21 protein-coding genes and 1 pseudogene are annotated in these 23,272 nt (G+C 34.4%); 13 read left to right on the plus strand and 9 right to left on the minus strand.

Going from position 1 to position 23,272, the window contains the following annotated elements; genetic code table 11:
- Positions 1-102: 102 nt before the first annotated feature.
- A complete protein-coding gene (gene tatC / locus ICJ85_RS07660) occupies positions 103-939 on the minus strand; it encodes a twin-arginine translocase subunit TatC (RefSeq protein WP_188223209.1) in 837 nt (278 codons plus the stop codon).
- The gene (locus ICJ85_RS07665) at positions 939-1,904 is read right to left on the minus strand and encodes a KpsF/GutQ family sugar-phosphate isomerase (protein WP_188223210.1); all 966 of its coding nucleotides are present in this window, start codon (positions 1,902-1,904) and stop codon (positions 939-941) included. The genes tatC and ICJ85_RS07665 overlap by 1 nt, the downstream gene beginning before the upstream one ends.
- A 215-nt stretch (positions 1,905-2,119) precedes the next feature.
- On the opposite strand from ICJ85_RS07665, the gene ICJ85_RS07670 reads away from it, so the two are divergent.
- From ICJ85_RS07670 to ICJ85_RS07680, 3 genes are all read left to right on the plus strand, one after another.
- Positions 2,120-4,318, plus strand: a complete 2,199-nt coding sequence (locus tag ICJ85_RS07670; RefSeq protein WP_188223211.1) for a RecQ family ATP-dependent DNA helicase — start codon at positions 2,120-2,122, stop codon at positions 4,316-4,318.
- Between the two features lie 302 nt (positions 4,319-4,620).
- Positions 4,621-5,553 carry a peptidylprolyl isomerase gene (locus ICJ85_RS07675; RefSeq protein ID WP_188223212.1) on the plus strand — a complete coding sequence of 311 codons (933 nt, stop codon included), beginning with the start codon at positions 4,621-4,623 and terminating at the stop codon, positions 5,551-5,553.
- A gap of 99 nt (positions 5,554-5,652) precedes the next feature.
- Positions 5,653-6,138 (plus strand): GNAT family N-acetyltransferase, encoded by a 486-nt coding sequence (locus ICJ85_RS07680; protein WP_188223213.1) that lies wholly within the window; start codon positions 5,653-5,655, stop codon positions 6,136-6,138.
- On the opposite strand, the gene ICJ85_RS07685 is transcribed toward ICJ85_RS07680, so the two are convergent.
- Positions 6,135-6,692: a thioredoxin family protein gene (locus tag ICJ85_RS07685; RefSeq protein WP_188223406.1), complete on the minus strand. Its 558-nt coding sequence runs from the start codon at positions 6,690-6,692 to the stop codon at positions 6,135-6,137. The two genes, ICJ85_RS07680 and ICJ85_RS07685, sit on opposite strands and share 4 nt — an antisense overlap.
- A 46-nt stretch (positions 6,693-6,738) precedes the next feature.
- On the opposite strand from ICJ85_RS07685, the gene ICJ85_RS07690 reads away from it, so the two are divergent.
- Positions 6,739-7,074 carry a tRNA-binding protein gene (locus ICJ85_RS07690; RefSeq protein ID WP_188223214.1) on the plus strand — a complete coding sequence of 112 codons (336 nt, stop codon included), beginning with the start codon at positions 6,739-6,741 and terminating at the stop codon, positions 7,072-7,074.
- 54 nt (positions 7,075-7,128) lie between these two features.
- Here the strand turns inward: ICJ85_RS07690 and ICJ85_RS07695 are convergent, their stop codons facing one another.
- The 3 genes from ICJ85_RS07695 to ICJ85_RS07705 form a co-directional block, all read right to left on the minus strand.
- On the minus strand, positions 7,129-9,633 hold the full coding sequence (locus tag ICJ85_RS07695) for a M14 family metallopeptidase (protein ID WP_188223215.1): 2,505 nt from the start codon (positions 9,631-9,633) through the stop codon (positions 7,129-7,131).
- A 91-nt stretch (positions 9,634-9,724) separates the two neighbouring features.
- Complete coding sequence (locus tag ICJ85_RS07700; protein WP_188223216.1) at positions 9,725-10,111, minus strand: PUR family DNA/RNA-binding protein; 387 nt, start codon at positions 10,109-10,111, stop codon at positions 9,725-9,727.
- Positions 10,112-10,275: 164 nt separating this feature from the next.
- A complete protein-coding gene (locus tag ICJ85_RS07705; protein ID WP_188223217.1) occupies positions 10,276-12,033 on the minus strand; it encodes an ABC transporter ATP-binding protein in 1,758 nt (585 codons plus the stop codon).
- Positions 12,034-12,311: 278 nt separating this feature from the next.
- Between ICJ85_RS07705 and nusB the strand changes: the two genes are divergently transcribed.
- The 9 genes and pseudogenes from nusB to ICJ85_RS07750 all read left to right on the plus strand — a co-directional run.
- Complete coding sequence (gene nusB, locus ICJ85_RS07710; protein WP_241739508.1) at positions 12,312-13,256, plus strand: transcription antitermination factor NusB; 945 nt, start codon at positions 12,312-12,314, stop codon at positions 13,254-13,256.
- A gap of 132 nt (positions 13,257-13,388) precedes the next feature.
- A complete protein-coding gene (locus ICJ85_RS07715; protein WP_188223218.1) occupies positions 13,389-13,844 on the plus strand; it encodes a DUF1573 domain-containing protein in 456 nt (151 codons plus the stop codon).
- Between the two features lie 51 nt (positions 13,845-13,895).
- On the plus strand, positions 13,896-14,189 hold the full coding sequence (yajC, locus tag ICJ85_RS07720) for a preprotein translocase subunit YajC (RefSeq protein WP_188223219.1): 294 nt from the start codon (positions 13,896-13,898) through the stop codon (positions 14,187-14,189).
- A gap of 142 nt (positions 14,190-14,331) precedes the next feature.
- Positions 14,332-14,526: a hypothetical protein gene (locus ICJ85_RS07725; protein WP_188223220.1), complete on the plus strand. Its 195-nt coding sequence runs from the start codon at positions 14,332-14,334 to the stop codon at positions 14,524-14,526.
- A 560-nt stretch (positions 14,527-15,086) separates the two neighbouring features.
- A complete protein-coding gene (locus ICJ85_RS07730) occupies positions 15,087-15,527 on the plus strand; it encodes a GNAT family N-acetyltransferase (RefSeq protein WP_188223221.1) in 441 nt (146 codons plus the stop codon).
- A 26-nt stretch (positions 15,528-15,553) separates the two neighbouring features.
- Entirely contained in the window at positions 15,554-15,745 is a 192-nt protein-coding gene (locus tag ICJ85_RS07735; protein WP_188223222.1) for a hypothetical protein, read from the plus strand.
- A 128-nt stretch (positions 15,746-15,873) separates the two neighbouring features.
- A complete protein-coding gene (gene proC, locus ICJ85_RS07740; RefSeq protein WP_188223223.1) occupies positions 15,874-16,680 on the plus strand; it encodes a pyrroline-5-carboxylate reductase in 807 nt (268 codons plus the stop codon).
- A gap of 1 nt (position 16,681) precedes the next feature.
- A complete protein-coding gene (gene proB / locus ICJ85_RS07745) occupies positions 16,682-17,452 on the plus strand; it encodes a glutamate 5-kinase (RefSeq protein ID WP_188223224.1) in 771 nt (256 codons plus the stop codon).
- A 16-nt stretch (positions 17,453-17,468) separates the two neighbouring features.
- A pseudogene (locus ICJ85_RS07750) lies at positions 17,469-18,671 on the plus strand (glutamate-5-semialdehyde dehydrogenase); the annotation flags it as partial.
- A gap of 6 nt (positions 18,672-18,677) precedes the next feature.
- Here the strand turns inward: ICJ85_RS07750 and ICJ85_RS07755 are convergent.
- From ICJ85_RS07755 to ICJ85_RS16560, 3 genes are all read right to left on the minus strand, one after another.
- The gene (locus ICJ85_RS07755; protein ID WP_188223226.1) at positions 18,678-19,271 is read right to left on the minus strand and encodes a YdeI/OmpD-associated family protein; all 594 of its coding nucleotides are present in this window, start codon (positions 19,269-19,271) and stop codon (positions 18,678-18,680) included.
- A 9-nt stretch (positions 19,272-19,280) separates the two neighbouring features.
- Positions 19,281-22,256 (minus strand): AsmA family protein, encoded by a 2,976-nt coding sequence (locus ICJ85_RS07760; protein WP_188223227.1) that lies wholly within the window; start codon positions 22,254-22,256, stop codon positions 19,281-19,283.
- Between the two features lie 195 nt (positions 22,257-22,451).
- Positions 22,452-22,673, minus strand: coding sequence for a hypothetical protein (locus ICJ85_RS16560; RefSeq protein ID WP_241739509.1), 222 nt, complete (start codon positions 22,671-22,673; stop codon positions 22,452-22,454).
- Positions 22,674-23,272 lie beyond the last annotated feature (599 nt).

Below are 23,272 nucleotides of genomic sequence, written 5' to 3' on the forward strand. Positions count from 1 at the left end.
AGTTTTGTGGAATCGAGCGGACAATTTTTATCTGTCATCGGTCATCCCTCACCCGTCACCCTTAGCTCCTCCTGTACTGAGCACAGTCGAAGTGTCGAGTGGTTATTTTCTTAGTTCTTGAGTTTCTATATTTTGTTTTTTGATTACCATTTTAGAGATATAAATACTCGCTTGGTACAGAATTAATATAGGAATCGCAACAATAACCTGACTTGCAATATCTGGCGGTGTAATCACAGCCGATAAGATTAAAACGATAACCAGAGCAAACTTTCTGTATTTTCTTAAAATTTCAGGGGTTACTAAACCAATTTTGGTTAAAAAGTAAATCACGATGGGAAGCTCGAATATTAATCCTGAAGCTAAAACCGACGAGCGTACTAATCCGATGTACGAACTGATGTCGACATTATTTTTAACCGCGCCGGAGATACTATAATTAGCTAAGAAATTAATAGATAATGGTGTGATAATATAGTATCCAAACAAGGCGCCTAAAAAGAATAGAAGTGAGCAGATGATGATAAATCCGCGTGAATGTTTGCGTTCGTTATCATGTAAGCCTGGGCTAACAAATTTCCAAAGCTGATAAATGGTGTAGGGAAACGAGATGATGAAACCGGCTAAAATCGCAGTCCATATGTCCGCCGAGAATTGCCCTGCCATTGTTCTACTTTGAAGAATCATAGGTATTTCGTCGTTACAGAACGAGGTTTCCACACCAATAAGTCTTCCCATATTACAAAGGAATTCGTATGTCGGAAAACTCATTTTTAAAGGCGCAAAAATAATATCGTCAAAAATGAACCGACTAAATGTAAAGGCTAAAACCGCAACAATCATAATACCGGCGCAAATACGAATAAGGTGCCAGCGTAAATCTTCAAGATGGTCTAAAAAAGACATCTCATTTATACTTTTCTTTTCCTTTTTAGCCATTATATGATGCCCTCCTTAATTAAATCGTGAAGGTGAACAACACCGGCGTAGTTACCGTTGTCTTCAACCAGAATTTGTGAAATTTCGTTAGCTTCCATGAGTTCTAAAGCATCAATAGCCATGGCGCTGGCATCGATACGTTTGGGATTGGTACCCATAATATCTCTTGCAGTTAACGTGTCGAAATTATTAGCTTTGGTCAACATTCTACGTAAATCACCATCAGTAATAATTCCTATAATTTTATCGTTTTCAACTACAGCAGTAACCCCTAACATTTTTTCGGTGATCTCAATAATCACATCTTTAATATTGGTAGATGCTTCAACCTTCGGTTTTTTATTGACCGATGAAATATCCTGAACACGTAAATACAGTTTTTTACCCAAAGCACCACCAGGGTGGAATTTGGCAAAGTCATTACTTGTAAATCCACGTAATTCTAATAAACAAACCGTTAAAGCATCGCCAATAACCAACTGTGCAGTGGTACTTGTTGTTGGAGCTAAATTGTTCGGACAAACTTCTTTATCGACGTAAGCGTTTAAAATATAATCGGCGTGTTGCCCAAGAAACGAATCTTTATTTCCGGTAATGGCAATCATTTTATTGTTAACACGCTTAATAAGCGGTACCAGTACTTTTATTTCAGGGGTATTACCACTTTTAGAAATACAAATAACAACATCCTCTTTTAAGATTAACCCTAAGTCTCCGTGAATGGCATCAGCGGCATGCATAAAAACGGCTGGTGTACCGGTGGAGTTTAAGGACGCGACAATCTTACTTGCAATAATGGCACTTTTACCAATACCTGTAATGATAACACGACCTTTAGAATGGTATATAAGCTCTACAGCTTCAGCAAAATCAGAATCCACAAGATTCGATAAATTTAAAATAGCTTGGCTTTCAGCTTCAATAGTTTCCTTAGCTATTTTAATAATTGAATGTTTGTTATTCAAAATTTATGAAATTTTTTAGTTGATGCTTTTGAAGAAATTCTTAACTTTAAATGTAAATAGAATTTAATTTTATAGTAATTTCGATTTTCGTTACAAAGCTAACGAAAAAAATACGAGGGTTTTCTTAATGCACTATTAAAAAGTCAATTCAATTTTTGACAGGGATAGGAGCATGTGATAATTAATTAAAAATAAATTTTAAAGTTTTCTGATTGATGGAAAAGAGTGACTTGCATTCTGCGCTAAAAAAATATTTTGGGTTTAGTAAATTCAAGGGACTTCAGGAAGATGTTGTAGAAAGTATATTATCGGGTAACAATACATTTGTAATTATGCCCACTGGTGGCGGGAAATCATTATGTTATCAGCTCCCGGCATTAATGCAGGAAGGGACGGCTATTGTCGTATCTCCTTTAATCGCATTAATGAAAAATCAAGTAGACGCCATTCGTGGCGTTTCTAATGAAGAAGGTATTGCACACGTGCTGAATTCTTCATTAAATAAAACAGAAATAAAACGCGTTAAAGAGGATATTGTTAATGGTGTTACCAAATTATTGTACGTCGCACCAGAGTCTTTAACCAAAGAGGAAAATGTTGAGTTTTTACGTTCTGTAAAAATATCGTTTATGGCGATTGATGAGGCCCACTGTATTAGTGAGTGGGGACACGATTTTAGACCGGAGTATCGTAATTTAAGACATATTATTGCCCGTATTGGTGATGATATCCCCATTATAGGCCTTACCGCAACGGCAACACCTAAGGTTCAGGAAGATATTATTAAGAACTTAGGAATTACAGGAGCAAGAACCTTTAAAGCATCCTTTAATCGCCCTAATTTATACTACGAAGTACGACCAAAGACTAAAAATGTAGATGCCGACATTATTCGTTTTATCAAACAAAATGCTGGTAAATCGGGTATTGTATACTGTTTGAGTAGAAAGCGTGTTGAAGAATTGGCTCAGGTACTTCAGGTTAACGGTATTAATGCCGTGCCTTATCATGCCGGATTGGATGCGAAGTCGCGTTCTAGTTTTCAGGATAAATTCTTGATGGAAGAGGTTGATGTGGTTGTGGCTACCATTGCTTTTGGTATGGGAATCGATAAGCCCGATGTACGTTTTGTAATTCACCACGATATTCCTAAGAGTATTGAAAGTTACTATCAGGAAACGGGTCGTGCAGGACGTGATGGAGGCGAAGGACATTGCCTCGCCTTTTACTCATATAAAGATATTGAGAAATTAGAAAAATTCATGTCAGGTAAGCCCGTAGCCGAACAGGAAATAGGGCATGCCTTATTACAGGAAGTCGTCGCTTTCGCGGAAACCTCTATTTCGCGCCGTAAGTTCATCTTACATTATTTTGGTGAAGAATTCGACAATGAGACCGGTGAAGGAGGCGATATGGATGATAATGTGCGCCATCCTAAAAATAAACATGAAGCTCAGGATGATGTGGTGGTATTGTTAGAGACCATTGCGAAAACCAATGAAAAATATAAGTCTAAAGACTTGGTGCAGGTCATTACAGGTAAAGAAAATGCCTTAATCAATTCACATAGAACCAACGAACAACCCTTCTTTGGGAAAGGAAAAGATAAAGACAAGAAGTACTGGATGGCTTTATTACGTCAGGTACTGGTTGCCGGGTTGCTTCGAAAAGATATTGAGACCTACGGGGTTATTAAATTAACACCAGCCGGAAGGACTTTTATTGAAACTCCGGAGTCCTTTATGATGACCGAAGATCATGAATTCGATAGTGCTCAGGAAGATGGAATCATTGTATCGGCGTCAAAAGCTCAGGCCGCCGTAGCCGATGCGCTGTTAATGGATATGCTTAAAGATTTGCGTAAAAAGAATGCGAAGAAATTAGGCGTGCCTCCTTTTGTGATTTTTCAGGATCCGTCGTTAGAAGATATGGCTTTAAAATACCCTGTGAATTTAACCGAGTTAGGTAATGTGCATGGCGTAGGTGAAGGGAAAGCTAAAAAGTACGGAAAAGATTTTGTGGCTTTGATCGCTAAATATGTGGACGAGCACGACATTGTCAGACCAGATGATTTAGTGGTTAAAACCACAGGAACCAATTCTGCAAATAAGCTATATATCATTCAGAATATAGATAGAAAATTGCCGCTTGACGACATTGCTTCGGCAAAAGGTTTACCCATGGAAGATTTTATTAAAGAAATGGAAGCCATTGTGTATTCGGGTACCAAGCTAAATATTGATTATTGGATTGACGATATTTTAGATGAAGATCAGCAGGAAGAACTGCACGATTACTTCATGGATTCTACCACAGATAATATTGCTACAGCCATTGAAGAATTTGATGGCGATTACGACGATGAAGAATTGCGTTTATACCGTATTAAATTCATCAGTGAAGTCGCTAATTAATTGTCATTCTTTTTATTGAACTATTTTATTTTTTAAGTTTCAGAGATTTATAAGTTGTTTTAAACTTGTTTTCTCTGAAACTTAATTGTTTTATACCGTCTTGTGTTGGCATATTATGTTCAGGACTTAATAATTGTCTTAAACAAATCAGAGGTATGGGTAAAGCCTGGATAAAGTATGGATATAGTATGAAATAAACGTTTTGTAAGGCGTACGCTTTTACAAAAGTATAATATTGAGACCGCTTAATTGTCAAATGATAATTAATTAAGTACCTTTGCACTTTCTTAAAAATTAGAACCATGCAAGACGGATTATACGCAAAATTCAATACAACAAAAGGAGAAATTCTTGTGGCTTTAGAATACAAAAAAACACCTGGAACAGTAGGTAACTTTGTAGCTTTAGCAGAAGGAAATTTAGAGAATAAAGTAAAACCCCAGGGAACACCTTACTACAACGGATTAAAATTCCATAGAGTGATTCCAGATTTTATGATTCAAGGTGGTTGTCCTCAGGGAACAGGTTCTGGAAACCCAGGTTACCAGTTTGATGATGAGTTCCACCCTGAATTAAAGCATGATGGTCCAGGAGTTTTATCTATGGCTAATGCAGGTCCTGGAACCAACGGAAGTCAGTTCTTTATCACACATGTTGAAACACCTTGGTTAGATAATAATCATACCGTATTTGGAAAAGTGGTAGAAGGACAGGATGTTGTAGATGCTATTGCTCAAGGCGATGTTATCGAGTCTTTAGAAATCGTACGAGTAGGTGATGATGCTGAAGCTTATAATGCTGTAGAAGCATTCAGAACATTCGAAGGTTCTAGAGAGAAGCGTTTAGCAGAAGAAAAAGCTGCTATTGAAGCTGAATTAGATAAATTAGCTGCTGGTTTCGAGAAAACGGAGAGTGGTTTACGTTACCAGATCATCCAAAAAGGAGACGGAGCAAAAGCTACTAAAGGTAAAAACGTATCTGTACACTATAAAGGTCAGTTAGCAGACGGTACCGTTTTCGATTCATCATACAAACGTAACCAACCAATTGACTTTCCTGTAGGTATGGGACAAGTAATCTCTGGATGGGATGAAGGTATTCAATTATTAAATGTTGGTGATAAGGCGCGTTTTGTAATTCCTAGTCACTTAGGTTACGGAAGCAGAGGTGCTGGTGGTGTCATTCCTCCAAATGCAACTTTAGTCTTCGACGTAGAATTAATGAACGTTAAATAAGAGATTTAACTCTGTTTATAATTTGTTAAAGCACCTCATTTCTGAGGTGCTTTTTTTATATTTACTCTATTCGATGAACTTAATTTTAAAAGCTTTAGAATGATACGACCTGTTAATTATGCTGATGCTCAGCAATTACTAAATATTTATAATTATTATGTAATTAATACAGATGTGACTTTCGATTTGGAACCAACGTCTTTAAAAGCATTTCAGGAGAAACTTCATAGTATCACTAAAGATTATCCTTTTATAGTTTACGAAGAAAATGGTGAGATTTTAGGTTATGCATACGCTGGAAAATTTAGGGAACGTCCCGCCTATAATTCTACTTTAGAGTCTACGGTTTATGTGAAACATAATCAACATGGGAAACAAGTAGGCTCAAAACTATATACTGAACTTCTATCGCAATTAAAACAAACCGATTGTCGTGTGGTTTTAGGCGTTTTAACGCTTCCAAATGAAGCGAGTGTAAAACTGCATGAAAAATTTGGTTTCGAAAAGGTAGGGCATCTAAAAGAAGTCGGTTTTAAATTCAATACTTGGCTTGATGTCGGTATTTTTGAGTTGAAACTTGCTTAACGTTTCCATTTTATATTACAGCCAATACTTGGTTTTTGAGTTTGTGTATTTTCGATGCCTTCAATTAAACAATCTAAAGCATGGGTTAAATCAGCTCCGGTAACAGGAAGTCCGTTGCCTGGTCTTGAATCATCCAATTGTCCACGGTAGGTTAATTTTAAATCATTATCAAAAACATATAAGTCAGGCGTACAGGCTGCATCGTAAGCTTTAGCGACTTCTTGTGTTTCGTCGTATAAATACGGAAACGGATAGCTTTCGGCTTTGGCATGCGCTTTCATTTTATCAGGGCCATCCTGTGGGTAATTAACAACATCGTTACTAGAAATGGCGATAAACGCAATGCCTTTTTCCGCGTAAGTATTAGCAATAGAAACAATGGCCTTATTGATGTGAATAACAAACGGACAGTGGTTACAAATAAACATAACGACGGTTCCTGTTTGTCCTTTAGCATTTTCCAGACTTACCATAGAATCACTTACGGTATCTGGAAGCTTAAAAAGTGGTGCTTTAGTGCCTAAAGGAAGCATGTTTGAAGGTGTATTTGCCATAGCTTGAATTTTCTTCAAAGTTCGTAATTATTTATATTTTTGAGAAATGGAAAAAACAATAACTTTCGAAGATTTTTCGAAAACAGACTTACGTGTCGGGACTATAATTGAGGTAAACGACTTTCCGAAGGCACGAAAACCAGCCTATCAATTAACTATTGATTTTGGAGATTTAGGAATTAAAAAGACTTCAGCTCAGGTTACTACACTATATCAAAAAGAAGATTTGTTAAATAAGCAAATTGTAGCTGTGGTAAACTTTCCGAAGAAACAAATCGCTAATTTTATGAGTGAGTGCTTAATTTTAGGAGCTGTTAATGGAAAAGATGTTATACTACTTAACCCAGAACACAAAGTAAAGAATGGCAGTGTTGTAAGTTAAAATTATAAAACCCGTTAAGTAATTAACGGGTTTGTTTTTGTTTGGCACTAATTATTATAATTCTTCTCTAAAGAAAATAGCATTCATCATGAGCTTATTGGTACCATACCAAAAAGCTCTAAAATTGGTGTTGTCTGTAAAGGCGACAACTTTACCTTTCCCAAAGTGCTTAATTTGTAGTGGTACGGTATTACTTAAACTATCTAAATTAGGTTTAGAGATGTAACCGCTTAAAAGTGGTTTTTCGGTGTATTGAATAGGGTTGTTGTAGCTGTCTTTGTCTGGTTTAATGAAAATATTCGTATTTCTGAACAATGCAATTTTATCATTTTTATATCCGAAATTTATAGGGTGAGAGCGGTCTAGTTTGGCCTCAAAAATTGCGCCTTTAATACGTTGAGCTCCTCTAAATTCACTTTTGTCTTCAAACGAAATATTTTCAACTAGTAATTCCTGTTCTTTAAATTCGATTTTTATAAATTCATTGGTGTTTAACCACTTAACAGTATTTCTGAACCCGATAATGGTTCCTCCAGTTTTTGTCCAGGTTTTTAATTTTTCGGTAATTTCTTTACTCAAGGAACTTGTGCTCGGAATAATGATGGTATTGTATCTACTTAAATCGGTTTTTTCCAGGTTTTTGGTGTCTAGCTTAGTCGTGGTAATGTTATATCTGGTATCAAATAAATGCCAGATTTCTCCAGCGTCTAACGAAGAAATACCATCGCCAACTAATAAAGCTATTTCCGGTTTTTTTAAGGTTTTAAAATGACGACTACCTAAATCGATTCCGTTGGTTAAACCTGTGTTTACACTGTGAATTTGAACGTAGCTTTCTTTCGATAAGTTATTTAAAAGACTAAAAAGCGCGTCGCTATTTAGTTTCTGATTTTGGACAGGTATAAGAATGGTTCCGTAATCGTAGGTTTTGTCGTTTAAACTAAATTGTTTCATGGCTACCTTACTTCGAATTCCATGATTTAATAGTTGATTAAGGATTTTAGGGGTGTAATATTCATGCCATTCCATTAGGTAAGCAATCTCACTTTTTTCAGATACCACGCCTTCGTTGAATATTACGTTTTTAACTTGTTCTCCTAGGTTTTTTGTTGAAACTTTTTCTTCATAGTCAAGGTTAAAGGCTAAAGGAAATGACCAGGCCGAAATATCGTAGAATAAACTATCTTCAAAGCTGGTTCTTTTTTCGAACATAGCATCAATTAAACGACTATTTTTCTGATTTTTAGGAATGATATAGCTAAATCCTTTTTTGAAGGATTTATCATTTTCGGTAAAATCTTCTTTTATATTGTAAATTTCAACTTGATGTTGCTCTAATATTCTGGCAAGCGCATTGGTTTTCGCTGCATCTTTTTCATCGCCAAAGACAATGGCTTGTTTATCTGTTTTAGAAGCCTCTTTTCTGGCATTATTATAAAAATTGTACTGATACTCTAATAAATCTTCTCTCAATACTGTAGCAGCTTTAAGAGTTGATAGGGCTGTGGTATACTGGTTTCTAATTGTGAAAGGAAAAGATATTAAACCGTTATCAGATTCCTGCAAATGACCTCGGGAACTCGCTTGTTCGAACAAAATACCAATGCCACCGTTAATATCAGGAAATGTGGATCCTTTTCCATAATAAAAGTCATCATAACTTTCTTCTGTAAAATATAACGAGCCAATTTTATCTAAAGCTTCGGCATGAAAATTTCCAATTTTTTTGGTTAATTCTTGGTTTAACTTAGGAGTTAAAGGGTGTGTTCTTGAAGGCACTCCCGGTTGGAAAAAGAAAGTTGAGTTGGTGCCCATTTCATGATGATCGGTTAAGATATTTGGCAACCATTTATGAAAGGTTTTTATTCTGGCTTGCGATTCGGGTAATTGAACCGGTAACCAGTCTCTGTTCATGTCAAACCAATAATGGTTTGAACGTCCTCCAGGCCACACTTCAGAATATTCTCTGTCGTTAGGATCTGATGTTAAGTTGATGTTTTTATTGGTGTTTGCCCAATACGCAAAACGTTGTAGCCCATCCGGGTTAAAACAGGGGTCAAATAGAATAACGGTATTATCAAGTACTTCTTGAGTAAATTCGTCTTGCGCTGCGGCTAAGTAATACGCTACTAACATGGCTGCGTTTGTACCACTTGGTTCATTACCGTGAATTGAAAACCCTTGATAAACGACCAAAGGTCTGTTAAAATCTTTAGGAGCATTGTCCTCGGTAGCAGCAAGGTGTTCCGTTCTTATGATTTCCAGATTGGAATGGTTTTTAGGAGAGGTGATTGTTAAGAGCAATAGTGGTCTATCCTCAAAAGTAGTTCCTCTGTTCTCTATAGTGATTCTGTCTGAAGCATCGGCAAGGGCATACATGTACTGAATAACTTTATCGTGTGAGATATGCCATTTTCCAATATCAAAACCTATAATACTTTTAGGTGTTGGAATGTCCGAGTTTAAGGGAATGTTGGAATCGATGTAATAATTCAGGTCAAGATTGTTTTGGGCAGATAAGGCAGAACAAAACAAAAGTAAGAGTAAAAATGCTCGCATTAAATCATGTTTTGGTTAAGTTATAAATATAAAAAAAGTCATTAAACTTTTTGGCTTAATGACTTTCTGTATGTTTTATTTTGACGTGATATTAAATATCGTCGAAATCGATATCTGTAAAGTTTTCTGTAGATTGGTGTAATTCACCATTTTCACTAGCAGTTACTGTATCGTATTCTTTTTTGAAATCTTTTTGGTGACGCTCGCTAATCACTTCATCGCCTCTTTCATTAATAATGAAATCAGTCATTTCAGATAGAATTTCTTTAAACTCGGCAAAATCCTCTTTATAGATATAGATTTTATGTTTCTTATAGTGGAAAGATCCATCGTCGTTAGTAAACTTTTTACTCTCAGTAATTGTTAAGTAATAATCGTCTGCTTTTGTCGATCTCACATCAAAAAAATATGTACGTCTTCCTGCTCTTAATACCTTAGAAAAAATCTCCTCTTTCTCCATCATATCATTATTGCTCATAGTTGTTAATAGAAATTATTTAAATATTCTTTCAGTACCAAAAATCTAAAAAAAAGTGTTATTAACCAACATTTTATAAGATTTCTTTTTAAAATCTCAGTTTTTGTTGCATTTTCTTAAAAGAAAACCAGGCTATGTTGTTGATTTTTAATTATTTAATATTTTTAATCAGAAGTGTTTTCGCTTAATTGTTTCAAATATAAGTGTTTGTAATAGCCTTCTTCGTTAATTAAAGATTCGTGCGTACCCTGCTGAACAATTTTGCCGTCTTCCAGAACAATAATCTTATCGGCATTTTTAGCTGAAGACACACGGTGGCTAACAATAACCGATGTTTTTTGTGCTGTAATTTTATTAAGTGTTTTTAAAATTTTCTCTTCAGTTTCGGTATCTACAGCCGACAGACAATCGTCGAATAACAAGATTTTTGGTGTTTTAATAATAGCACGAGCAATAGAAACACGCTGCTTTTGTCCGCCAGACAAGGTAATTCCGCGTTCACCTAAAACCGTATCATAGCCATTGTTGAATTTGATAATGTTTTTATGAACCTGAGCATTTTTGGCGGCTTCTATAACTTCGTCATCAGTGGCATTTTCTTTACCGAATTTAATATTGTTTTTAATGGTATCTGAAAATAAGAAGGCGTCCTGCGGAACATAACCAATGCTGTCTCTTAAATTGGTTAAATTGTGTTTTTCGATAGAAAGTTTGTTAATGGTTATAGAACCGGAATCGATATCATATAACCTACCAATAAGATCTAGAATGGTTGATTTACCGGAGCCTGTTTTTCCTAAAATAGCTAAAGTTTCTCCATTTTTAATATCGAAACTAATGCCTTTTAATGCTTGAATATTTGTGTCGTCGTAGGTGAAGGTCACATCCTTAAAAACAATATCACCAGAAACTTCAGTCTGTTCCTGAACATTATTTTTTATTTCAGGTTCTATTTTTAGAAATTCATTGATGCGTTTTTGAGATGCTTCGGCCTGTTGCACTATAGATGTTACCCATCCTACGGTCGCCACTGGCCATGTAAGCATATTTACGTATATAATAAACTCCGCAATAGTTCCTAAACTTTCTATTTGTCCGTTTATGTATTGCATGCCTCCAACATAAATAACCAAAAGATTACTAGTACCAATAAGTAAAACCATCATTGGAAAAAACCAAGCCTGAACTTTTGCCAAACTCACTTGTTTGTTTTTACTTTCTTCAGCTAAATTTTCAAAACTTTTTGAGGTTTGAGGTTCAATGCCGTAGGCCTTAATGACAGAAATACCGCTGAAAGATTCTTGTGTATAGGTTGATAGTTTTGATAAATACTGTTGTACAATAGTACTTCGGTTATGAATCTCTTTACTCAGTTTATATATGGCTACCGATAGAATAGGTAAAGGAATCACGGTATACATAGTAAGTAAAGGCGCCTCGTTGTACATGTAAATTATAGAAATGATAAATAGAGTAACTGTATTAATGCTGTACATGATAGCCGGGCCAACATACATACGAACACGACCTACATCTTCGCTAATTCGGTTCATTAAATCACCAGTTCTATTCTTTTTGTAAAAGTTTAAAGATAATTTCTGGTATTGAGCGTAGACTTCATTTTTTAAATCGTACTCGATATAGCGTGAAATGTTAATAATATATTGGCGCATAAAGAAGGTTAGTATGGCTCCAATAATGGCTGCACCAATAATGTAGAGGATAATTTCAAGGAGCTCACTTTTTATAACCTCTTTAGTTATATTTCCATCGAGATAATTTTCTACAACAATAAAAATTTTCCGAACATATCGTGGCGTATATAGTAAAAAGATGCGAGCAATAATGGTAATTAAAATGCCCAGAGTCAGCTTCGTTTTATATTTTAAAAAGTATTTATTTAAGTGTTGTAGTTCTTTCATTTAAATCAATAATCTGCTATGAAGACGTATTTTATATACTAACAGGCAAATATACAGCATTAAAACAACAAAAGAATAACGAAGCTTTAAGCGATTTGTTAAATATAGATTAAAGTTGAAGCTATTTAAAACTGAGACAAAGCCTTTAAGTCCTGGTAGGCGATGAAATAATGAAGAAATAACTTAAAATATGAAGCAAATGTTTTAAAATAGTATTATTTTTGCAGCCTGAAACCAAATGATTTTTAGGTTAAAATAAATTTAAGTTCCTTGTAATTATGTTAAACAGAAGACATATACGTGTAAAAGTAATGCAAACCCTTTATGCTTATAAAGGAGGAGAAAGTGATGATTTTAGTAAAGATCAAAAGTTTTTACTGTTTAGCATAGATAATATGTACAATTTGTACTTATTAAGTATTTCCTTACTTCTGGAAGTACAAAAACGCGCTGAAAGCGACCTAGTAAAAAAGCAAAACAAAATTTTAGCAACTAAAGAGGATAAAGATCCTAACCGTAAGTTTGTTAATAACGAAGTGCTAAACTTACTTCAGGAAAATTACCAGTTAAAAAATCAGTTAGAAGTTCATAATATAAACAACTGGCAGTTAGATGACGAGTATGTTGAGGTGATTTTTAAAGCCATCACATCAAGTGAATTGTATGAAGAATACATGAAAACCCGTGTATCTGATTTTAAAGAAGACAAAGCCTTTATCGTTGATGTGTTTAAAGATATTATCGCACCAAACGAGAAGCTTTACGAATACTTAGAAGATAAAAACTTAACCTGGTTAGACGATCTTCCAACGGTAAACACTACAATCTTAAAATTATTGCGTAAAGTAAAACCATCGTCTCCGGAGACACATTTTACGCCAAAACTTTATAAAGATTTAGACGATAAGCAATTTGCTATCGATTTGTTTAAAAAGACGTTATTAAATAGAACGGCTGTTAACAAGGAAATTGATAAAAAGACACAAAACTGGGATGCTGATCGTATAGCCAATATCGATTACGTATTGCTTCAAATGGCTATTAGTGAGATTAAGCATTTCCCTTCAATTCCTGTTAAAGTAACGATTAACGAATATTTAGAAATCGCCAAAGAATACTCAACACCAAAAAGTAGCATTTTTATTAATGGTATTTTAGATAAGCTCGTTAAAGAGTATGAAGATGCAGATTCGTTAAATAAAGTTGGACGCGGCTTGATGTAGAAGACTGAACAACGGTCTTGATACGATTAAAAACTCGTCTATAAAGCAAAATAATGTTAACGCATAAACAAAAGTTTTTAAACGGGTAAATAATTTCTATTTTTACATCATTAATACTAAATAAATTTTACAATGAAAAAATTAATATTAGGATTAAGTGCATTAAGCTTAATAGCATTTACATCTTGCAAAGAAAACGCTGCTAAAAAAATAGAAGAAGCTAATGTAATTGCTGCGGCTGAAAGGGATGCAGTAGCATCGAAGTTTCCTAAAATTGAGTTTAATGAAACCGAACACGACTTTGGTGAAATTGAAAAAGGAACACCAGTAGAAACCACTTTTACTTACAAGAATGTTGGTGAGGCCCCATTAGTTATTACCGATATTAAAAGTTCTTGTGGATGTACAGTGCCTAAAGATTGGAGTAGAGAGCCATTAGCTCCTGGGAAATCAGCTGAGTTTTCAGTAAAGTTTAATGGTAGTGGTGCTAACAAAATATCAAAAACAATTACAGTAACAGCAAATACAGAAAAAGGATCGGAAATTGTTAAAATTACTGCCTTTGTAAAACCTGAAGCTGCAGAGTAATTAGGAACGTAACCAAGCTGTGCAAAACAGCATTAAATATATAGAATAATAATGGGAGAAGGAATCAGTAGTTTTTTACCGTTTTTACTAATGTTTGCGGTGGTATATTTCTTTATGATTGCACCACAAATGAAAAAAGCAAAAAAGGAAAAAAAATTCGCGGCAGAATTAAAACGTGGCGATAAAGTAATTACCAAAAGTGGTATGCACGGTAAAATATTAGAACTTAATGATAAAGATGGAAGTTGCGTTATTGAAACTTTATCAGGTAAAGTTAAGTTTGAACTTTCGGCTATATCAATGGATTTGAGCGCTAAATTAAATCCAGCCGAAACTAAAAAGTAATTCGTTACTCAATACAAAAAAAGGCTTCCTGTTTGCAGGAAGCCTTTTTTTGTTTGTACTTACTACAGCGTAGGGTAAATTCTTGCTAAGGTGTCTTGTTTATAGAAAACTTTCAACAAAAGTTTAATCAAACATCTATACTATGAATATTATTCTATCCTTTATTTATGGATCTCTATTAAGTTTAAACAGTCTTCAAACTCAAAAGGAAGATGATTTAAAACATATTCAATCTATTGTAATTGAAACTTCCTTTTGCAAAAAGGGTTATTCACCTGTTTTAAGAAAGAAGGCATTACCCGGAGTAAAAAGCAAAAGTGCAGCTAATAAATCTTGATATATGGGGGTTTTTGCTGATAATTGCATCGAAATGATAATTAATTTTAAATTTTTTTTAAATTTTTTCATTCATTTTAAACCCTAATGTTAAACGGCCCGTTAAAACGTTAAAATCTATTTTACATAATCTTTGTTAAGTGTTATAGCTACACGTGTTAAAAGCCTTTTGTTGTCTTCTTAAATCTGACTTAAATTATTGAAAATAAGCACTCCAATATCAGGTTTAATTAACAGTTCTTCACGTTCTGTTAGCGTTGTCTTAACGGTTGTGATTTGCTTTAAGTCTAGCATTTTCGTACATTTGCAGCATGGAAAAAGGTATTCACGAAATACAAAACAAACGAATTTTTAATTTTAACTTTCTGGTATTTAGAAACCAGTCCGATAAATTCATTCCACCAAGCACTTCTAATTAATTATTCAATTGTAAGGCCAGTGAGTCTTACCCGAACGCGTTATCGCAATTAATACTTTTTTCAAGTATTTAAGCTTTAATTAATTCTAACAAGATAAACGTATACCTATTAGCTTAGGTGTACAAAAAACTTATATCTGTTAATGACTATTAAAACATTTGATGCCTTTTCGAGGCTGTCAATTATTGATATAAATCGAATAACTAATTTTCTGTATCGCTATTCTGGAGAGTTTAGAGATACTAAAAGTGCCATTAGGAAATCTATTATGTACGCGGCCAAAGAAATACCCGGGTTAGGGGGCTATGTGTTTGTGGTAGAAAAAAACAATGAAATTGTTGGTGCTACCGTTGTAAACCGAACAGGAATGAACGAGTACATTCCTGAAAATATACTGGTATATATTGCGGTTAAAGAAGAATACAGAGAAAATGGTATTGGTAGTGAATTAATTAAGTATACTAAAAAGTATTGCGATGGCGATATTTCAATTCATATAAATAAAGATAATCCGGTAATTAAATTATTTGAAAAACAAGGTTTTGAAACAAAAAACATTGAAATGAGATTGGTTAGAGATTAACCTGTAATTACCAACAACTTCGACACATGAAAATCATTTACATAAAAAGAGAAACGAAATACGAAAAACGCCATACAGTTAAAATGGGGGAATTAACCACCAAAGTAACTTATATAAAAAAATATTTGCTAGGCCTGCCTTTAAAAACATTACACAAATACCGTGAGACTTATTACGGAGAGGTTAAGGATTGTGGTGATTGTATGCTATTCGTATAATTCGTTTTTGTAAAACATTAAAAATTAAATAACTATAAAATAACTAATAGTTTCTAGTAGTTTCCGTAATTGGAAACTATAGGAGCGTTATGTCTAATCACTAAACATTTAATACGTAAACAAACAAAATGAAAGTACTAGTAATTGGAGCAGGTAACATGGGACTTACCTATGCCGAAGGGATGTCTAAATCCAAATTGTTAAAAAAGAAGAACATCATGGTTTTAGATAAATCTGAAGAAAAGCTTGAAGAGCTTCATCAAATTTCACACTTTGATGCCTTTAGCGAACTTAAAGATTGTGTGCCTCAGGCAGATATAATCTTTATAGCGGTTAAGCCATACCATGCGGAAAGCGTATTCCAAGCTATAAAGCCGCTTGTAAATTCGCAACAAATACTTGTTTCCATTATGGCAGGTGTTACTATAGCATCTATACAGGAAATTACAGGCTTAACTAAAGTTGTTAGAGCCATGCCAAATTTACCGGCACAAATAGGTAAAGGATTAACATCGTATGTTATTTCTCCAGACGTTTCAAGAATTGAAATGTTAACAGTAGAAAGCCTTTTAGATACTACGGGAAAATCTATTCAAGTAAGTAGCGAAAAATTTATCGATGCTTCCACAGGTATTTCAGGTAGTGGACCAGCTTATGTGTTCTACTTTATGCAAAGTATGATGGAAGCTGCTTTAAAAATGGGGTTTTCAAAAGAAGATTCAACCGTTTTAGTAAGACAAACATTTACAGGAGCTGTAGAGCTGTTTAACCAATCCAACTTATCACCTAATTCATGGATGGAACGCGTCGCTTCTAAAGGAGGAACAACACGAGCAGCATTAGACTCGATGGAAGACAATAATGTAAACGAATTAATTAAAGATGCTGCTTTTGCTGCTTTTAAAAGAGCGGTAGAATTAGGTAAAGAATATTAATATGTACAAGGAAAAAATAGTGATTAAGGTCGGGACAAATGTCATGACCAACAGAGACAATAAAATTGTTAGACCCGTACTTAAAGAACTGGTAAGACAAATCGCCGAGCTTTATGAAAGAGATATCATGACCATTTTGGTGTCTTCTGGGTCCGTAATTGCAGGTAAAGAGGTATTGGGGAAATCAAAAATTAAAAATAAAACGCAAAAGCGTCAGGTATATTCGGCCATAGGACAACCGCGTATGATGCGTTTATACTATAATATTTTCCATGATTATGGAATGAAATGTGCGCAGGTGTTACCAACTAAACGCGATTTTAGTCCTGGAGTTCACCGTCAAAACATGATTAATTGTGTGGAGGGTTTATTATCTGAAGGCGTTATTCCTATTGCAAATGAAGATGATGCTGTTTCGGTAACCATGTCTATGTTCTCAGATAACGATGAATTAGCGAGTTTAATTGCACAGTTGGTAAATGCCGATAAGCTAATTATTCTAACAGATATCGATGGTTTATATACCGGACATCCAGACGCTGAAAGTAGTGATTTAATAGAAAACGTAAATCCAGACGAAAACCTGGATAAATATATTAAAGACAGTAATAAAAGTGAAGGTGAAGGCCGCGGAGGCATGGGGTCTAAATTAGACTATGCCCAGCAAGCAGCCTCAAAAAACATCCCAACTTATATTGCCAATGGTAAAAACAACAATACCATTATAGATATTATAGACGGAAACTTTGTAGGAACTAAAGTATCTCTATAAACAAAACAAAAACAGAAAGATGAAATTATTATCAGAAGATAAGAAGAATGACGTATTAGTAAGTATGATAAAGCAAATTAAAGCTAATTATCCTGCTATACTTGAAGCCAATAAAAAAGATATCGAAGCCTTTAATAAAGAAGATCAGGCCATGTACGATCGTTTAATTTTAAACGAGAAGAAAATCGACGGCATGATTCAGGCTATTGAAGAGGTTCATGTACAAGCCGATCCAGTAGGAAAGGTTATTGAAAGTAAAACTTTGGACAGTGGTTTAGAGATCATTAATAAAACAGCACCGTTTGGTACTATTATGATTATTTATGAATCACGTCCTGATGTGACTGTTGAAGCGACTGTGCTGGCATTTAAGGCGAATAACAAAATCTTGTTAAAAGGAGGTAAAGAAGCCATCCATAGTAACAAAGCCATTGTTGAACTTTGGCATAAGGCATTAGCAGAAAATGATTTAAGTACCGATTATATTCAATTGCTAACTATGAACCGAGAGGAAACACAAGAATTCTTAAGGAACCCAACAGAGCAGTTAGATTTAATTGTGCCTCGAGGAGGAGAGCGATTAATTAAGTTTGTAAAAGACCATGCTAAATGTGCTGTATTAGTTAGTGGGCGTGGTAATAACTTTTTATATGTAGATCCTGAAAGCGACTGGCAACAAGTTATTAAAGTGATTTTGAATGCTAAGACTCATAAAATTTCGGCATGTAATGCTTTAGATAAAATATTAGTGAATACTAATATTGCCGATTATGAAAATAAATTAAAGGATTTAGATGCTATATTAAAGTCTAATGGGGTTTCGGTATTAGTAGATGCTAATGTACAGGAAGTGTTAAATGAAAACACCTTAATTCAAGACGAATCGGTTTGGTATGAAGAGTTTCTTGAGATGAAATGTCTTGTAGGAACGGTTGATTCACTTGAAGAAGCCATCAATCAAATCAACAAATATTCTGGCGGGCATTCTGCAACGATTATGACGACTAATAAAGCAACAGCGCAACAATTTATGGAACAGGTAGATTGTGCTGCGGTTTATCATAATGCGTCCACTCGATTTACAGATGGCGGACAATTAGGAGCAGGAGCAGAGTTAGCTATTAGTACAGATAAATTACACCACCGCGGACCATTAGGTCTTAAAGAGTTGGTGACCAATAAATACTATGTTTATGGCGACGGCCATGTAAGAGCATAGTTAGGTTTAGCGATATTTGTCGTTTAAACCGATACCCTGCAAAACCAAGGGAATAATTTTTTCCATACGCGTTTGTTTCGTGATTTCCCGTTTTGCAGAGCTTATATACTCGCAATATTCGCGTTGTTTGTAAGTGGTAAGTGATTCGAAGCTTGTTTTAAAAGCAGCGTTATCACTTATCAAATCTTTTAATTCCAAAGGCATGCTAAGACTTTTAGTGTGCCTTTTTGGTTTTAATTCCTTGCCTAATTTTTGATTTTCAATAGCTTCTTTAACATAATTTAAAACCAAGTTTTTATCTATGTCTGTTATTGTTTGAAATCGCAATTGACGTAAAGCTTTGGTTTTATCTTCCTGTGCATTAACCAAAACCTTTTTTTCATCCTTAACGAAAACACCATTAAAAAACCAGATACCAAAATGGTGTTTAAAAGCACCTAAGCCAATCACATTTTTGTTATTCAAAGTATATACGGGCGAACTCCATTTAATCGTTTCTTCAAGCTCTGTTGAATTAATAATCTCTCGTAGAAGTTCTAATTCATTTTTAAAGAGGGAATGTTTTTCAATGTATTCTTCAACGGAAGTGACTTTTTCCATGTGCTAAACTTAGTTGTAATCTAATGCTTTTAAAATACGCTCTTTTTGTAAAAATACTGAAGAGTCTGCTTTTTTAATTAAACGCTGCTTATCGGTAAAGTAGTATTTGTATTTGGCTTTTACTAGTTTTATATGATGGTCTGAAAAATTACTCCCCGAAATATCAACCCCCATTTTTATGGGAATGGGAGATTTAAGTACTGAAACATGATAGTCGTAACTCATGTCTATACGTTGTACGCCACCCAAGGCAATTCGGTATTTGTCGACTTCTAAAAGCGCCGGAAGAATTTGTACTTCCCCTTTTTTAAATTCTACTTCGGCATCAAAAGTCTTTACCGGGTTTTTTTGTTTGGGTTTAAAACTAATGGCTTTTGCGACATCATTAAATGCAGGGTCGTTAACCACCATAATATCTCTGGCTTTTAGAGCGGCAACACCTCGTAAACTTGGGAGTTTAAAGTCTAAGTTTTCGTTTAAAAGTACATTGCCTTTTATTCTGAAATCGGCTTTACCTTCAAACGATTTTATAGCAGGGAAGAGCGTATCCATTACAGGAACAACATCATTAATCTGGTTCATATCAATCTGACTGATATAAAATCTGAAATCCAGATTAGCTTCCGTATTGCTTTTAGGATTGTATTTCATATAGGCATCCATATTAGCAGATAAGGTGGTAAGATTAATGTTGTTCATATTTACTACGCCATCTTTTACTGTCATTTCACCATGAATATCATTAATGTTTATAAACCCCATTCTAAAGGCTTTAACGTAGGTTGAAAATTTAAAGTCACACTGTTTAGGTATTCTGAAAATACGCTTTCCAGGCGTTACATTGGCAGCTTTTACGGAATCTAAAACAACTTCGTCTTTAGCGGTAACAATTTCACCAGTTTCTGGTGGTGCTAAAGCCAGCATAAGTTGGTTGGCATCGGTAAAATTAGATTCTACTTTTAAATTTGCTGTTACCAGTTCGCCATTTTGGAAGCCTCTGGCATGTTTTAATTCGCCCGTAAGAGTCATGTCGGTATCACCAAAATTAATTTTAGTGCGATTCAGTGTAATGTCGTCATTTACGAAGGCAATCCCAGATTCAGAAGTTTTTAAATTATAAACGTATTCTGGAGCATGAGCATAAATACTTTTAAATGATAAGTTTCCTGAAGGTTCCCATAAATTGGAAGGTGTTTTACTAACCTTTAATTCAGTTTGAGCTCCCATAATGGTTACAAAGGCTGTTTTTTGTGATAAGGTAACGCTATCGGTAACAATTTGTGAAGCCATGTGGGCTAAGTTTTTTTCAGATTTGGGAATAAACTCAGCATCCATTTTTAGGTTTTTTATATAACTGTAAATAGAATCGGTAGCCTGCATTTCAAAGTCTTGTAATGCAATATCCGCTTTAAACTGTGGTAGAGTGGTTGGCTTATCATCGGCTTTAAAATCAATATTTACCTGTTTCATACTAGTGTCTAACCATTGTTTATATTTTGCAACTGTATTGTAAACCACTAAAGTTGATGTAAGTGATTTAGCGTTATCTTCACCTTTATGAATTTTAAAGTTGATATTCTCAGAACTTACAACGGCTGAATCTTTTTGGGAACTAATAAGTAGGTCTTTAACCTGAACAATAGCATCTAAATTAACTTTGTTAAAATGAAAATCTTCTAAGTCGGCGCTGTTGAAATCTGCTAATAAATCTGAATGAATAGATCCTTTTAAGGTTACAGAAGGATGAACAGGGAAGTTCTTAGTTATAGTATTAAAATCAATATCTGCTATAGATTGAATATTGACGATGGGCTGTTTTGTAAGTTGCTTGATGTCGCCCGATATATCCATATTTATACCAGTTCCCAGTATGTTAAATGTTTTAATTTCGGAAAAGGATTCTTTTGGACTGTTTTGGTTGATATACGTGTGAATATTAGCATTCATATCTTCGATTTCACCCTTAAAGTTTTTATAAGCTATAGAACCGTTATCTATTTTAAAATAGCTGTTCACGACAGGAAAACTGTCTTTGCTATAAATGCCTTCTATGTGCGTTTTCAAGTTAATAAATCCTTTAGCTTTTAAGCCTTCCTGACTTAAAAAGCGGGGCGGGATCGTGTTAGTAATATTTTTTAAGGACTTTGTGGAAAGTTCACTGTTTATATTAACCTTTATTTTTTTATGATGCGGAAAGAATTGTACATAGCCTTCATTTTCGAAGTGGATGTCGTTTATAGATACTTCGCTGTTTTTTATGGTGAGCAGGGTATCGGCAAAGGTGAGTTCCAGTTTTGAAGCCACAGTAACATGGTCCAGATTATAGGGGCGTTTGCCAGGTTGCGATAGAGCAATGTGGTCACTGCTTTTCTCTACATTCAGTCGCAGACCGGTTTTGGTAGTTTTTGATTTTATCGAAAGGTTGAGGTTTTCAACATCGTAATTCATTTTCGATAAACCGTCTATGGCATGGGCTTCGGCCTGTGAAATGGTAATTTTAGGGACATAAATTTCAGATGCTTTAATCGGTTTTTTTGTTTTGGTCGCTTTGGTTGTATCGGGAGTGGTTTTAGCTAGATTATTCCAGTTCGAGTTTCCTAAGGAGTCTACATAAAAGAACAGTTTAGGGCTATTAAGCTCAATGCTGTGTACCGCTTTTTTGCTTTTTTGCAGTAAGCCAATCACATTTAAATTTACCCGGGCTTTTTTGAAAGCGATTAAGGTGTCTTGTTTATAAAAGGTTTTGTTAGGTAATAGGGCACCGTTGGTTAGCTGCAGGGAGAGCTTAGGGAAACTGGAAAAATAGGTGAGCTCTATACGTTCACAATCCACTTTTCCTAGTAAATCCTGATTGAGTAGTTCTAAAGCTTTGGGCGTTATTTTTTCGGGAGTAATAATTATGTTAAGCGCTATGGCAATGACAATAAAAACGAACACAATGAGACTTAGCAGTGCTATTGAAAGGCGTTTAATCCATGTTTTCATATTAGAATTTATTATTTGATTACCAGTGGTTAAGGACTAATAAATTTATGAAATATTAATAAGAAAGACGATTAATCAGACAAGTTTATTGGAGGGCATTACTATAAAAGGCAATCACCCTGAAAGGGGCGATTCTATTTTTTTGGTTTATAAAATTAGATGTTGCGTAACAGTTACCACTTTTGTATTTGCCTCTTAATTAATCTTTCCGTTAAATGTTTTTGAAGTATTATATACCGTGATTCCAAAAAGATTCCATTTAAGGATACCGTTAACAACAAATTCGGTTTGTTCATTAGAATTATAATTATTGATGTCGATGGATTTAAATTCCCAGTCATATCCCATAACAAGACCAGTTAATGAACTATAACTTTCAATAGGGATGTAGTTGTTTTGTTGAATTGAATATTGCACATGTAAATTTATATCTAGAGTTAAATTGTCTTCAAGTATTATTTGTTTCGTTTTTGTTTCATCTTTTTTGTTATAATTCTTAGATATTGCTATGTGGTTCGTGCTTTTTTTAGAATTAGATGCTGAAATTATTTGAACAATCCCAATAATCATTATAAATATTGATATTCCTTTGAATTGTGGTTTGAAAATTCTTTTGCCTTTTAAAATGAACCCGATAAGCAGATAGAAAAAGTATACGACAATTATTAAGTTAATTATTGACCAAATTAAATGTATCATAGTTTTCGTTTTATTGGGCTTATTTACAAATTGTATATTAAATATTGTGTGTTTTAGAGCGAGAATTTTCCGAAGGAAAATCAGAAGCTAATAAATAACAAGCAACTCACAGTCTTTCATTCACGATTTTCGGGGCAAATGATTAGCAACAGTTAGTATAACTGCCAGTTATCATTTTGGTTTCTTAACTTTTAGTTGCAATATAATAACTTTCTTACAATGTGTCGCTTGTTGTAGGTTTTATTTTTAGAAACATATTAAATGTTCTTTCGGAAATTCTATAGTAAACATTTAGTTGAATCCTTGTAAATTTTTTA

It is taken from the genome of Aestuariibaculum marinum (assembly GCF_014596975.1).
GTDB lineage: Bacteria > Bacteroidota > Bacteroidia > Flavobacteriales > Flavobacteriaceae > Aestuariibaculum > Aestuariibaculum marinum.

Bases quoted from the DNA above. Each gene is read 5' to 3' on its own strand.
- ICJ85_RS07715 (WP_188223218.1), top strand. From the start codon at position 13,389: ATGAAAAAATTAATATTAGGATTAAGTGCATTAAGCTTAATAGCATTT.
- ICJ85_RS07670 (WP_188223211.1), top strand. From the start codon at position 2,120: ATGGAAAAGAGTGACTTGCATTCTGCGCTAAAAAAATATTTTGGGTTT.
- proB (WP_188223224.1), top strand. From the start codon at position 16,682: ATGTACAAGGAAAAAATAGTGATTAAGGTCGGGACAAATGTCATGACC.
- ICJ85_RS07700 (WP_188223216.1), bottom strand. From the start codon at position 10,111: ATGAGCAATAATGATATGATGGAGAAAGAGGAGATTTTTTCTAAGGTA.
- ICJ85_RS07725 (WP_188223220.1), top strand. From the start codon at position 14,332: ATGAATATTATTCTATCCTTTATTTATGGATCTCTATTAAGTTTAAAC.
- tatC (WP_188223209.1), bottom strand. From the start codon at position 939: ATGGCTAAAAAGGAAAAGAAAAGTATAAATGAGATGTCTTTTTTAGAC.
- ICJ85_RS07690 (WP_188223214.1), top strand. From the start codon at position 6,739: ATGGAAAAAACAATAACTTTCGAAGATTTTTCGAAAACAGACTTACGT.
- ICJ85_RS07685 (WP_188223406.1), bottom strand. From the start codon at position 6,692: ATGGCAAATACACCTTCAAACATGCTTCCTTTAGGCACTAAAGCACCA.
- ICJ85_RS07730 (WP_188223221.1), top strand. From the start codon at position 15,087: ATGACTATTAAAACATTTGATGCCTTTTCGAGGCTGTCAATTATTGAT.
- ICJ85_RS07755 (WP_188223226.1), bottom strand. From the start codon at position 19,271: ATGGAAAAAGTCACTTCCGTTGAAGAATACATTGAAAAACATTCCCTC.
- ICJ85_RS07680 (WP_188223213.1), top strand. From the start codon at position 5,653: ATGATACGACCTGTTAATTATGCTGATGCTCAGCAATTACTAAATATT.
- proC (WP_188223223.1), top strand. From the start codon at position 15,874: ATGAAAGTACTAGTAATTGGAGCAGGTAACATGGGACTTACCTATGCC.
- ICJ85_RS07735 (WP_188223222.1), top strand. From the start codon at position 15,554: ATGAAAATCATTTACATAAAAAGAGAAACGAAATACGAAAAACGCCAT.
- ICJ85_RS07705 (WP_188223217.1), bottom strand. From the start codon at position 12,033: ATGAAAGAACTACAACACTTAAATAAATACTTTTTAAAATATAAAACG.
- ICJ85_RS07760 (WP_188223227.1), bottom strand. From the start codon at position 22,256: ATGAAAACATGGATTAAACGCCTTTCAATAGCACTGCTAAGTCTCATT.
- nusB (WP_241739508.1), top strand. From the start codon at position 12,312: ATGTTAAACAGAAGACATATACGTGTAAAAGTAATGCAAACCCTTTAT.
- yajC (WP_188223219.1), top strand. From the start codon at position 13,896: ATGGGAGAAGGAATCAGTAGTTTTTTACCGTTTTTACTAATGTTTGCG.
- ICJ85_RS07695 (WP_188223215.1), bottom strand. From the start codon at position 9,633: ATGCGAGCATTTTTACTCTTACTTTTGTTTTGTTCTGCCTTATCTGCC.
- ICJ85_RS07675 (WP_188223212.1), top strand. From the start codon at position 4,621: ATGCAAGACGGATTATACGCAAAATTCAATACAACAAAAGGAGAAATT.